At 55.1% G+C, this 12334-nt stretch carries 9 protein-coding genes and 1 pseudogene; 2 read left to right on the top strand and 8 right to left on the bottom strand.

Features of this window, described 5'->3' with window-relative positions:
• Positions 1-172: 172 nt before the first annotated feature.
• The 7 genes and pseudogenes from ribD to ACSQ3Q_RS16890 form a co-directional block, all read right to left on the bottom strand.
• Positions 173-1287 (bottom strand): annotated as a pseudogene (gene ribD / locus ACSQ3Q_RS16920) (bifunctional diaminohydroxyphosphoribosylaminopyrimidine deaminase/5-amino-6-(5-phosphoribosylamino)uracil reductase RibD).
• Between the two features lie 58 nt (positions 1288-1345).
• Complete coding sequence (locus ACSQ3Q_RS16915) at positions 1346-1768, bottom strand: type IV pilin protein (RefSeq protein WP_436135500.1); 423 nt, start codon at positions 1766-1768, stop codon at positions 1346-1348.
• A 17-nt stretch (positions 1769-1785) separates the two neighbouring features.
• The gene (locus ACSQ3Q_RS16910) at positions 1786-5130 is read right to left on the bottom strand and encodes a pilus assembly protein (RefSeq protein WP_436135499.1); all 3345 of its coding nucleotides are present in this window, start codon (positions 5128-5130) and stop codon (positions 1786-1788) included.
• 44 nt (positions 5131-5174) lie between these two features.
• The gene (locus ACSQ3Q_RS16905) at positions 5175-5903 is read right to left on the bottom strand and encodes a pilus assembly PilX family protein (RefSeq protein ID WP_436135498.1); all 729 of its coding nucleotides are present in this window, start codon (positions 5901-5903) and stop codon (positions 5175-5177) included.
• A gap of 16 nt (positions 5904-5919) precedes the next feature.
• Complete coding sequence (locus ACSQ3Q_RS16900) at positions 5920-6768, bottom strand: PilW family protein (RefSeq protein ID WP_436135497.1); 849 nt, start codon at positions 6766-6768, stop codon at positions 5920-5922.
• A gap of 38 nt (positions 6769-6806) precedes the next feature.
• Positions 6807-7490: a type IV pilus modification protein PilV gene (gene pilV, locus ACSQ3Q_RS16895; protein WP_436135496.1), complete on the bottom strand. Its 684-nt coding sequence runs from the start codon at positions 7488-7490 to the stop codon at positions 6807-6809.
• Complete coding sequence (locus ACSQ3Q_RS16890) at positions 7487-8080, bottom strand: GspH/FimT family pseudopilin (RefSeq protein ID WP_436135495.1); 594 nt, start codon at positions 8078-8080, stop codon at positions 7487-7489. Before ACSQ3Q_RS16890 ends, pilV begins: the two co-directional genes overlap by 4 nt.
• Positions 8081-9546: 1466 nt before the next feature.
• Between ACSQ3Q_RS16890 and rpsO the strand changes: the two genes are divergently transcribed.
• Complete coding sequence (gene rpsO / locus ACSQ3Q_RS16885) at positions 9547-9813, top strand: 30S ribosomal protein S15 (RefSeq protein WP_005793232.1); 267 nt, start codon at positions 9547-9549, stop codon at positions 9811-9813.
• An 86-nt stretch (positions 9814-9899) separates the two neighbouring features.
• Here rpsO and ACSQ3Q_RS16880 read toward each other — a convergent pair whose 3' ends face one another.
• Positions 9900-10031 carry a hypothetical protein gene (locus ACSQ3Q_RS16880; RefSeq protein WP_436135494.1) on the bottom strand — a complete coding sequence of 44 codons (132 nt, stop codon included), beginning with the start codon at positions 10029-10031 and terminating at the stop codon, positions 9900-9902.
• On the opposite strand from ACSQ3Q_RS16880, the gene pnp reads away from it, so the two are divergent.
• Positions 10030-12276, top strand: a complete 2247-nt coding sequence (pnp, locus tag ACSQ3Q_RS16875; protein ID WP_436135493.1) for a polyribonucleotide nucleotidyltransferase — start codon at positions 10030-10032, stop codon at positions 12274-12276. The genes ACSQ3Q_RS16880 and pnp overlap by 2 nt on opposite strands.
• Positions 12277-12334: the final 58 nt, after the last annotated feature.

Raw genomic sequence — 12334 nt, 5'->3', positions numbered from 1 at the left:
TTAGAACGAGACACGCCAACGCGGCATTGGGCGTCGGTCGTAAAGATCAGGCTGGCACGAATTTCGAATGAAATAAGGCTCTATCGCTTATTTGTATCGGTTTTATTGCTATTAAAAATATAGCAAAAGGCTTTGGGCCAGCTGCGACCAGGTCGCAGGCCCCCCACTGTTGCTAGAAGGTGTCTCGCCCTTGCACGCGCGCCAATACGCGAAGGTCGGGGCCTACCTTTTCGACGGACTTGAATTCCAGCGCGAGCCCTTCCGACAACCCGGTCAGCGGGCCGAAGTCCGCCATGCCCCAGCCCTGGCCCAGCAGCCGTGGCGCCAAGTACACCAGCAATTCATCCACCAGCCCTTCGCGGATCAGGGATCCGTTGAGCTTGTGGCCCGCCTCCACATGCAGTTCATTGATGCCGCGGCGGCCCAGGTCCTTCAGCATCGCCGCCAAATCAACCTTGCCGGCAGCGTTGGGTAGGTGCACCACCTGAACGCCTTTGGACTCAAGCGCTGCCTGCTTGTTGGCATCTTGAATAGCGGTGTAGACGTAGCAATCGCGGTCCGGCTTCAACAGGTTGGCGTCCAGGGGCAGCTGCAGCTGGCTGTCCACCACCACCACATGGGGCTGCCGAGGCGTGTCGACCTCACGCACGTCAAGCTGCGGGTTGTCGTCCAGAACCGTCCCGATGCCCGTCAGCACAGCACACGCCCGCGCGCGCCAAGCGTGCCCGTCAGCACGCGCCGCGCGCGAGGTAATCCACTGGCTGGCGCCATTGGTCAGCGCCGTGGTCCCGTCCAGCGACGCAGCCGACTTCACGCGAACCCACGGCGTGCCGCGAATCATGCGGCTGAAGAACCCGATGTTGAGTTCTCGCGACTCATCAGTGCCGGTGTACACAACCACTTCTATGCCCCCCGCGCGCGTAGGCGCTCGAACCCACAGCCTGCGGAAAACGAACTTGTATCGGCAATCGAAGCGATAACCTTAGGGATGCCTGCTTGAATGAGTGCATCGCAACAGCGCGCCGTGCGACCGTCATAGGTACATGGCTTCACTGTCACGTAAGCGGTAGCTCCAGCGGCATCGTAGCTATTGTCAGCAGCGTCGTGCAGGGTCGCGGCATCTAAGGGCAACGCCCTCCCTTGGTCGAAGCCTTGACCAATCAACTTGCAATATGTGCTTGTCAAGGCGTTGCCTATGCGAGCCGACGCGCGGATTGGAGTTAAAAAAAGCGCTTGAGTCGCAAGGCCGACCGTCCTTGAAATGTTTATATGCTGATGGGGTTCCAGTGGCCATTTGCTTAAATGTTTGCCTGCGCACAGTGGTAATAAAAATGAAATTTATGCGCTACCTGTTCCAGCAATCAGCCAGCGTTTTCCCGCCCGAAAGCAAGAGTGATCCGCGCGCGCCGGCTTGGTTGAGTGTGTAGTTACCACAGGGATCGTTCGCCTGAGGCCCTTGTCGAGTTGCGGTCAGTAAAAATGTGCCTGCACCCGCGGAAGGCGATAGGAGGGAAATCGCATATCCGCCTGAGGGCACAGTTGTGAGGTTGGGGGGGAACGCTGCGGTTGCAGGGTATTGCCCAGTTGCAGTGGATGCGCGTTCAAGCCACTGCGCAGCTTGCAACAAGCCCGCCCTTGCTTCCGCCCGGCGGCCACGAGCAATGTATTCCTGATAGCTTGGTAACGCGATGGCAGTCAATATTCCAACAATCGCGACCACTATCATTACTTCAATGAGCGTAAAGCCCTGCTGTAGTTTGGTATTCATTCTGGTTTCGAGAGTGGTTACTGAACCTGGCGCCAGCTAGGCCTAAGCGGCTGTTCTGGCATGAGTCGCATGGCGTCGTCTTTAGCAAGGGGAGTACCACCGGCTCCAGCTTGCCCTGTTTCGCCCTTTGCGATGACCTTGTTAGGCAAATAAATATTAGTCTTGGAACCGCCTGTCGTGTCCATTCGCGAAGCAAAAACTCCGCCCAAATAATCGCTCGCATTATAAAGGCCGTCGCCATTTCTGTCGAGCAGCTGAACGCTTGCAGCGCGGCCATCCATGATATTCAAGAAGGTACGATACTGTTTCTCAGCTTGAGGATTAGGACTGCATGTGGGGCCACCAATGAGGGCGCTGGACGCGGGCACTTGCGAGAGAACTTCAAGCACGTTGCTGCCGTCATAAAAGAACGCGGGCTTCAGCAGGCGCTCCCCTGACACTGGTAAATCAAAATACCAACCTTTTTTTGCAGAGGCGCCCGTGTAAGGAACGGTATTCTGGGTCAGACTGGAAAACGTATTCCCACCGTAGCTGCCTGATCCGGTTCCGGAAGAAACAACGCTTTGGGCAACCAACGAGCCCCGCCCTGTTAATGCTGCTCCCGGAAAGGCTGGATCAACAGAAATAACACCGGTAACACTATTTTTGTATTTTGTGCTGTCCAGAATTGAATAAAATGTTTGCGAGGAAATATCTGTACGATCAGCCAAAGTAACATTGCGCCCTGTGCCAAAGGCCACCATCATGCCCCCTGCTCCTCGATCATTCACTTTTACCGATGGCGGAACTGTAATAGGCTGGATATTTCCTGTTCCGTCTCTAGCAATATAAAGGGGCGAACCGCTGAGCGCCACACCCCAAGATGCCGGGGTCGTGCTTGAGATGTCAAACTTCCACAAATTGCCGCGCAGGTCGCCTGCATAAACGATATCTGGTTTGCCATCGCTGTTCAGATCCACGAGCCTAGGTGCAGATAACCCATTTTGTACCGCCTCAGCGCTGCCGACTGCAGCGGCACTGATTCGTTTGAGCTCCTTAGCACCGTCGAGGTATTGAATTAGTAGTACAGGACGTTCATTTGTACTATTGTACCCGTTACCCATAACCACTGCCCACCGGTTATCGTTCAGGCGCACTATTTGAGTGGGTACATAGGGATTAATTGGATCTACAACCGGAGCTGCGAAGATATGGCCTATATCGGCTTCTTCAGTCGTTGAGACGAGCACGTCGCTTGAGTGGATGGTTTTATCCATTTGCACTACTACTCCCGCTCCAGCGGCGTTGTTGGTGAAATCAGAAGGAATTAGGCCATCGGTTGTGCCCGGCTTTGTCACGTCGAGAATAAAATAGCCTTTGCCGCCAGCGGCCAAAGTCCCCACCAGCAAAGTACGCCAGTCACGAACCCCTGCAGCGGGCCCGGAAACATCAGCGTCGCCAGTGAAAGGGGACCCATCGACATAGTAACGGTGTGAATATGCCGGATCAGCTAACTCCGGCAAATTCTTAATAACACCTTTAGGTACGTACGCAACAACTTCCTCCCCGTCAAGTGCGGAAAAGCCGTGCAGCATACCGTCGTTGCCACCCACGTAAATCATGGGAATACGCTTGCGATTTGCGCTTGAAAACGTTTTATAGCCCGCGAAGGTAAAATTACTTACGGGCGCTGGGGTATACCACACGCCAGAATTGACGATGTCACCTTGGCGAGACGCCCGGATGCGAAAAGGAAGAGCTGCTGTACCACCTTCTTTTGTTCTGTCCCCCCGAAGAAAATTCAACCGGTCTTCGCCAATGGAAGCGCCATCCAGCATCGTTTTTTGCGCCGCACTGAGTTTTGTGGTTGATATGTCCCATTCAAAGGGAACGCCCGCATTTGTAACGTCATTGGTTGTGTATATGACTCGGCCTGTAATGCTCGCACGAGCATCCAGTTTTTGAGCTGTAGTGCGTCGGTCGGCAGGGGCCAACGCGCCTGTGTTAATTCCCCACGCCGGATTTGCGGTCTCATTGCCCGTAAGTGCTTCGACCTTGTCAGATCTTACATATCCTGACCACTTGCTTGCATCGTATCCAGCCTTAAATACCCCCGCATCAGAACGCGCAATTGTAGTTGCAGATCCAGCTGCTGTAGTAATGGGCGTACTGTTGTCGGAAATAATGACATTAAGAATGTCTTGAAACGCGGCTGTCAGTGCGGCAGGGCTTGTAGCGGGATAAAACTTTCCACGGCTGTTAATTGCCATATGCCAAATGTCTTCCGAGCGTTCGGCGTCATTTAGCCCTACCTGTACTGTGCTTCTCCAGGCCCTTGTGCCTACAACCGCGCGTGAGAAATCGCCTCCATACATACCCTGCGCGATATTGAACATGGGGTTGGTGCCAATCGACGGCCAAGCCGCCGCAGCATTGAATCCGATGGTGTATGTCTGCATGTGCTGCCACGTCGCAGGATTGTTTCTGGGATTCCAGTATTCAGAAACTGTTTGAGAAGCAGCGCCATCAAAAAAGGTTTCCGCCCCGGCTTTTTTTATTTGAGGTGATAAGTTGTTATTTATGGCGGGTTGCAAATCTTGCGACCAATAATGAAACGCCATGTCCGAAAGCGTAGGCTTGTTTGCCCCTGCACCAAATGAGCCAAATGCATCCGCGTAGATACGAGTTTCGCCAGAGGTTGGATCGTATGAGGCTCCATCGGGGAGAGTACGGGCGGTGCCATCTACGTTCCCAATACTGGCAGCGTTAATTGCGGCCTGGGTTGTAGCGTCATAAGTGTTCCACCCACCGTCTGTCATCAGGATGTTGTATGACCGCCTGCACGTTTCGGGGGCAGCGTCGGCAGTGCCCGGGGTGGCATTCCAGGGGCTATTGGCACCTGTCGTTTTCAAGTACTCCCCGGCGTTGTACATCATCTGATGGGTGGGGGTCCCACCAACGGGGCCAAGAGTGGAAACCCATCGGAAAAACTGACCTCGATGACTAGGGTCTGTGGTGGCCACGGGGCCTGTCAACTCACGCATGGTGTTGTTAGCCACGCCACCCACTGCGCAGTGAGGGTGCGTGCTGGGAATTGTGCTGCAATTCCACATCGATTGGTACGCTAGGCGGATTGCTCCGTCCGGCATAACGCCGGGGGCGAAGGCGGTTGTAAGCGCGTTTCGTAGTGCCAGCATCCCCGCAGCGCCCATACTGCCGGAATTATCCACACTCACAATAACGTTTGGCGCAGGCAGCGTGCTTGCTGTGCCTGCGGGATATTGCGCCAAGTTCATTGCCGCGCCAAACGCAAAGTTTGGCAACGTAATACTTCCGATTGTTACGCTGAGTATTGTCTTTTTAAAGCGTTGAGGAATATTCATTTTTTACCACTCCAATTTTTGCTCTGTAATGTTTGGCTGAATGCTCAGTCTTTTTTCTTTTGGCGGACGAAGGTAGACTGCAGCACTACTTGGGTTCCAGGCTTAAGGCCGCGAGCTACCGCCGTAATACGGTAGACCACCCGAGGAACAATATTCAGCAGCAAATTGGAATTCGAACCGCTAGTTATAATTGCGCCGTTTCCAGCGCTTGGGTCATAAGGCATGACTTCCACCCAGTACCATCCACCACTGCCTGCTGTGTTATTGTTTAGGATGGTGTTGCTGACGTTTCCTTTTTCAGCGCCCGTATATTGGCCATATCTCGCGCCTACGCCTGCAGCGATCATACTTGTCAGTGTTGCTGTGTCGGCCCAGAAATCTTGGTTGCCTGTGCGCTTAAGACATATTCCATTTTTGCAACCAGTGGTGGCGGTACTAAGCTCGTGCAGAAGCTCAGATACTTCCTTGTCTTCATTTGGAAACCAAACTGTATTACTTGCGTCGGGCACGCGGCAAACAGCTGGTGAGCCAGCTAACGGGACGCACAACGATCCGTCAGGCCGAGAACCTTTGATGTCAAATTCCGCGTCTTGTATGAGTGCCTGCGCAGCTTCAAATGCTCGTTGATAGTCTGCGTCGTTGCCCACTATCAGCTCATTGAAAAGTGCGGACCTGGAGGCCCATAATGAAAGAAGCGTTGACAAGAGAACAATAATAATTACAACAAAAAGAGATATGCCTTTTTGTTGTTGGATGCTGGCGGTAGATTTCATGGCGTTTGAAGTGAGATTAGATCCGACCCTGGCCGCGCAACTGATAGACATTTCTAAACACCATGTGCGTCCGGCTCCCGAAAGGTACTAACGTGCCTGCACAGTTTCTGTATTGCGCATCTGCCGCCGCATTCCCCCGGGTGTCAATCCGTTCGTCTCCCATGAGGTCAAGGCAGACCTCTACGCCGAAAACGCGTGTCCAGTCAGTTGCGGCCGTGGCGGCATTTACTCGCCGGATGGTTGGCGCCCCCAAAAATGCATTTTCTTGGATGAGATAGGTTACTTGAAATGCGGCCACATTGCGAATGACGGCCTGTGCGGCATTTGCAGACCCAAGACACATTAGTTGATCGCCGTTCAGCGAAAACTGGCTTCGAATATTTCCATTGCCAGCGACCAGCGTTGCCTTTTGGCGCATGCAGTCTCTGATAAGCTGTGGGTCAGTTGCATCCTGAAAACTGGGTTCGTTAAACGCTTGGGCACCTACCGTTAATGTCGAGGGCGAATCCAAACCAGTGATCGTGTTGTTTTGAGTATCAAAGACGGTTTCAAATGCAACCACATCTTCCGCGACGATTGCCGTACCGTCAGGCTTGTTAGAGGCCAAATCCAACCGAATCGATCCAGCCTGCCGCAGTTGCTGGCCAATAATTCGAAACGCATAACTGGCTTGCTCTTGCAGGCCGGTAACGTCGCTAACCGCGCTGGATACACCCCGAGATACCATGAGCGACCCTATTGCTACAGCAATAGTCAACAAGCCTATGGTTATTCCGACCATCAACTCGATAAGGGTTGCTCCGGACTGTATACGACTACGTGAAGAGGGCGTTCTCATATTTACAACTTTGTTCCGTGACGTCATTTCACTCGATTCGTCATTTAATTTGCGGCGCCACTGTTCTAGGGGAGTTCGGAGCGTGTGAATGGGCACCACGTTGTCGCCGCGGCTGCTCCCCCCGCCGTATCCTGTTGGCACCGCGCCACCACCTGAATGTATTGGAGATGGCATATCCTATTTGCCGGGCAGCTAACTGCCGCCGCCCCAGTTCCCGCTGCAGCAAAGGGTGCAATGTAGGTGGCGAAGTCGGTATTACTATCGGTTTCCTTACGACTTTCCTTTTGAATCCAGCTTACCATTACCCCCAACTGCCGCCGGTTATTAAGATCAAGTTCATCAGCGGCAGAGAAAACCACTGCATCCCCTGCCGGGAGCGTATTAATTACTTGTTGTTTCCATGAGGCGATATCGTGCTGGGCTAACTGCGCTGGTGTGCAGGCAGTTGTGCAGGCAGGCGGAGATGCAATAGGGCCAGGTGCCGAAACCCGGTAGGTGGCCATTACTGCCGGCGCCAACGGCGTGGGATTTACCTTAATGCGCTCGCTCAGGTCCTCGATTAATCGGATGGCTTGTGCTCTGCGTACGCCGTTTTGAGTGTCGGACAAGGTACGCATTTGTACGCCAAGTATCCCTAAAATGCCAAGTGCGGTTATTACAATGGCGACAAGAGACTCAATAAGGCTAAAGCCTTGCTGGTTTTTTGAAATTAACATGTTAGTTGAATGTCGGATAACAGAGGTTTTCAACACACGCCTGAGCCTGCAAGGGTTCTGATCCGCCCGCCCGAGGATACACATATTGCAGCCGACGCTGGATCGCTCACGTTCTTTCCCTTCGGTACGAAGGTTATGGCTGTAGCGCTCATTCCATTAAATGCACCCCATCGATCAACGACAATTTTCCCGCCGTTGCTGGGGATGGTTATTTCAGTATTTAAGGGGGGGGGCGAAGTTTGAAGAATAGGTTCGCCCGCGTCGAAGCCTCCATCTTGGTCGGCGTCGAAAAAAACTCTCCACCCACATCCCCAGTCTGCATTGTTCGGGGCAAGCGTACATACTCCTGCGGAGTTAGGGATTTTTTCAATAACGACCCCTCCCCCTCTCTTGACCCCTTCGGATCGTGCAAAATATAAAGTTGCCACCATTTCCTCAACGGCTTGGCGGGCGCGCCAGCGCTCAATCATTGGCGTAAAGCTAGGGGCTGCAAGGGCGGTAAGTGTGGCAAGGATGGCGACCACAACCATGAGCTCGATCATCGTGAAGCCCCGAATGTCCTGCTTCTTTAAGCAACGTGGTCTTGCGATCGATTGTCGAATTTGAGCGGATGAATTTCTCATGTCTGTATGTTAGGCGACCGCTTGTGATCTCCTTGTGACCATGAGGACCAGCGGTATCCAGCATGTGATAGGTGGCAGCGCAACACGCTTGAGAGCGTCAACTGGAGGCAGGAGGCCTGTGTTTTGATTGCTCAATGCGCTTTCACCGACGTTGCCGCTAGCGCCTTGCAACGCGTCACCAGGGCCGAGTCGTACCCATTGGTAATATGGGCATTTATGTCGAGAGTGTCACTGGTTGCCCTTCTGGGATGGTGCACTCGGCGTCTTGCTCGCCGGTTGGTCCCTTGTGGCTTGGGGCGCTACAATCAGCGTGGCATTAACGTGCGATTGCAGCCGAGCATTGGCGTTAGCCATTAGTTAATCGGTCAACTTGTGGCGCTCCAGCAGGTGTTTAAAGCGCAGGATGCTGGACCCGTTAGGAGGTGGCCATCCCGGTGGGTCAAGTCAGCAAAGTTGTGAAGGCTGACACGTCGTGCAGTGATTTTCCATGGCTGTCGCTGGGCTTTAACCACTGTCACATGAAATGGATGAGCATCAGGGGATGCACGGTTATTGGCTCCGGCGTTCCGTGTTGGGCGCGCGGGCGCTTTACCAGATAGGCCACTTCAGGGAACCAAAATTTCCATGGTTCATGAACTTATGTTTGCATTCGTGTGTGCGCTTGGTGGGTGATGCTTGGCCCCATCCTGCATTGCTTCCTGACTGTGGTGTCTTGGCGTAAGGCCTCGTCGACCATGCGGCGCAAGGATTAGTACAGAGCTCCATAAGTGACGCGTAGCTCATACTCGGTACCGATTGCTGTATTTGGCAATTACTTCGGCATCGCGCCTGGATCTGCTTCGGCCTAGTGTAGCAATCGATATTCTGCTCCTGTCATTTGATTTAATGCGGGGTGTAAACAGTTATTCGTAAATACCGGTATTTGACCGGCTAGGTATGGACGTCTGGCGCCGCAGGTCAAATTTATGGGGTTTCAATAATTCAATAATTTGCTATCGCGTATATCCGCGGCACGCTCCAGCGTTGTGCATCCCTTTGCACTCCCGAAGCATCCGTTTGTCTCGCGCCGCGGGGCTTTCCTCAGAGGCAGTGCGTTGATAGGTAATTTTATTCACGGGTTTTTTCTTGGCTGATATGGCCCCAGGGTGCTGTCCCGGCGGACCGATTCTCCCTCCTCTAGGCTGGGCTTGTGCGACCGGCAGGAAGCTCAGGAAGTACAGCGACAGGATTACTGCGAGCCATTTGGCGTGCGAAGCGGGCAAATTTTTTTGAAGTGCATTCTGTTTGAAGCGCCGTTTAAGCATGGGAATTCAGTGGAGTCAAATAGTATGAGCGGAACGAGACGTGCGGTGCTATGATAGTGGGGTTTTTGCATGGTGCAAGACGCACGCCTGCGGCCGTTCCAGCTGCTGGCGCAAGTAAAACATGGCCTGCAACCCTTCGTGGGCCTCAATCCAAGGAAAAATATGATCGCATCCTCCATCAAGGCCGAAGTCGTCAAGGCCAATGCCCGCGCTGCCAATGACACTGGTAGCCCAGAAGTGCAAGTGGCTCTTCTGACCGCTCGCATCAACGAACTGACGCCTCACTTTAAGACGCACGCCAAAGACCACCACGGTCGCCGCGGCCTGCTGCGCATGGTGAGCCGCCGCCGCAAGCTTCTGGACTACCTGAAGGCTAAGGACGCTGACCGTTATACGGCTTTGATCGCCAAGCTGGGTCTGCGTAAGTAAGCGCATTCGCATGTCAAAACGCCTGGGTTAGCACGCTAGCTCAGGCGTTTTTTACTTCGGAGTCGCAAAAGCAGAGCGAAGCTGTGTCATTCCACCGATGTTGAAACCGCCGCCCAGTGCTGCAGCATCGCTGGAATGGCATCGTGTTCTGAATTGCCTCCGGCCCTTGCTGGTTCAGCGTAACCAGCTATCAAAACCGAAGCAAAAGGAGTCATCATGACCATCTTCAACAAAGTCACCAAGTCCTTCCAGTGGGGCGACAAGACCGTCGTCATGGAAACCGGTGAAATCGCCCGCCAGGCCAACGGTGCCGTGCTGGTCGAGATCGACGGCACTGTCATCCTCGCTACCGTGGTCGCTTCCAAGTCGGCCAAGCCCGGACAAGACTTCTTCCCGCTCACCGTCGACTACATCGAGAAGACCTACGCCGCCGGCAAGATCCCTGGCAGCTTCTTCAAGCGCGAAGCCAAGCCCAGCGAACACGAGACGCTGACCAGCCGCCTGATCGACCGCCCGATCCGCCCGCTGTTCCCGGAAGGCTTCCTCAACGAAGTGCATGTGGTCATCCACACCGTGTCGCTTAACCCTGAAGTTGACGCCGACATCGCCGCCATGATCGGCGTGAGCGCTGCCCTGTCGATCTCCGGCATTCCATTCAGTGGCCCCATCGGCGCCGCACGCGTGGGCTACATCAACGGCCAGTACGTGCTGAATCCGGGCCAGACGGCCCGCAAGGATTCACAGATGGACCTCGTCGTCGCCGGCACGCAAGCCGCCGTGCTCATGGTGGAGTCCGAAGCCCAGCAGCTGAGCGAAGAAATCATGCTGGGTGGCGTGGTGTTCGGTCACGAACAAGCCAACATCGCCATCAACGCGATCCATGAACTGGTACGCGACGCTGGCAAGCCCGTGTGGGACTGGCAGGCACCTGCCGAAGACGAGGCCTTCGTTGCCAAGGTCAAGGGCCTGGCCGAAGAGAAGCTACGCGCCGTCTACCAGATTCGCAGCAAGCAAGCCCGCACGCAAGCCCTGCGCGAAGCCAATGCCAGCGTGCTGGCGTCGCTGAAGGAAAGCGGCGAGCCGTTTGATTCCGGCAAGCTGGGCGACCTGCTGTTCGCTATCGAATCGAAGATCGTGCGCAGCCAGATCCTGGCCGGTGAGCCCCGCATTGACGGCCGCGACACGCGCACCGTGCGCCCCATCGAAATCCGCAATTCCGTACTGCCCCGCACGCACGGCTCGGCGCTGTTCACGCGTGGCGAAACCCAGGCGCTGGTGATCTCCACGCTGGGCACCGAGCGCGACGCGCAGCGCATCGACGCGCTGGCTGGTGAGTTCGAAGACCGCTTCATGTTCCACTACAACATGCCTCCCTTTGCCACCGGCGAAGTGGGCCGCATGGGCTCTACCAAGCGCCGCGAAATCGGCCACGGCCGCCTGGCCAAGCGCGCGCTGATCGCCGTGCTGCCGACCAAAGAAGAGTTTCCCTACACCATTCGTGTGGTGTCCGAAATCACCGAATCCAACGGTTCTTCGTCGATGGCATCGGTCTGTGGCGGCTGCCTGTCGATGATGGACGCCGGCGTGCCGATGAAGGCCCACGTGGCCGGCATCGCCATGGGCCTGATCAAGGAAGACAACCGCTTTGCGGTGTTGACCGACATCCTGGGTGACGAAGATCACCTGGGTGACATGGACTTCAAGGTGGCCGGTACCACCACCGGCATCACTGCGCTGCAGATGGACATCAAGATCCAGGGCATCACCCGTGAAATCATGCAGGTCGCATTGGCACAGGCCAAGGAAGCGCGCATGCACATCCTGGGCAAGATGCAGGAAGCTATGGGCGAGGCCAAGACCGAAGTGTCCAACTTCGCGCCCAAGCTCTACACGATGAAGATCAACCCCGAGAAGATCCGTGACGTGATCGGTAAGGGCGGGGCAGTGATCCGCGCGCTGACCGAAGAGACCGGCTGCCAGATCAATATCGAGGAAGACGGCACCATCACCATCGCAGCGACCGACGCAACGAAGGCCGACGAAGCGAAGAAGCGCATCGAGCAGATCACTGCGGAAGTCGAGATCGGCAAGATCTACGAAGGCCCTGTGACCAAGATCCTGGACTTCGGCGCACTGATCAACCTGCTGCCTGGCAAGGACGGCCTGCTGCACATCAGCCAGATCGCCCACGAGCGCGTCGAGAAAGTGTCCGACTACCTGACCGAAGGCCAGATCGTGAAGGTCAAGGTCATGGAAACCGACGAAAAGGGCCGCATCAAGCTCTCGATGAAGGTGCTGTCGGACCGCCCGATGGGTGGCGGCGACCGCCCAGCGCCCGCAGAGCGGGGTGATCGCGAGCCGCGCCGTGACCATGGCCGTGACGGTAGCCGTCAGCCCGCGGACCAGCAACAACAGCAGCAGTCCCTGCCTTCGGATGATGCATCCGGTCAAGTGACTGGCTGATAGTGCTGATTGCTATTGATTTTGTAGCTGCTAGTGCTTATGGATTAAGCGCTAGCGG

It is taken from the genome of Acidovorax sp. LjRoot129 (assembly GCF_964253765.1).
GTDB lineage: Bacteria > Pseudomonadota > Gammaproteobacteria > Burkholderiales > Burkholderiaceae_C > Acidovorax.
This window is presented reverse-complemented; position numbering and strand designations above follow the sequence as displayed.

Excerpts from the sequence above, each read along its gene's own strand:
- ACSQ3Q_RS16880 (WP_436135494.1), bottom strand. The coding sequence starts at position 10,031 with ATGATGACTCCTTTTGCTTCGGTTTTGATAGCTGGTTACGCTGAACCA.
- ACSQ3Q_RS16900 (WP_436135497.1), bottom strand. The coding sequence starts at position 6,768 with ATGACGTCACGGAACAAAGTTGTAAATATGAGAACGCCCTCTTCACGT.
- ACSQ3Q_RS16905 (WP_436135498.1), bottom strand. The coding sequence starts at position 5,903 with ATGAAATCTACCGCCAGCATCCAACAACAAAAAGGCATATCTCTTTTT.
- pnp (WP_436135493.1), top strand. The coding sequence starts at position 10,030 with ATGACCATCTTCAACAAAGTCACCAAGTCCTTCCAGTGGGGCGACAAG.
- ACSQ3Q_RS16910 (WP_436135499.1), bottom strand. The coding sequence starts at position 5,130 with ATGAATATTCCTCAACGCTTTAAAAAGACAATACTCAGCGTAACAATC.
- ACSQ3Q_RS16890 (WP_436135495.1), bottom strand. The coding sequence starts at position 8,080 with ATGAGAAATTCATCCGCTCAAATTCGACAATCGATCGCAAGACCACGT.
- rpsO (WP_005793232.1), top strand. The coding sequence starts at position 9,547 with ATGATCGCATCCTCCATCAAGGCCGAAGTCGTCAAGGCCAATGCCCGC.
- ACSQ3Q_RS16915 (WP_436135500.1), bottom strand. The coding sequence starts at position 1,768 with ATGAATACCAAACTACAGCAGGGCTTTACGCTCATTGAAGTAATGATA.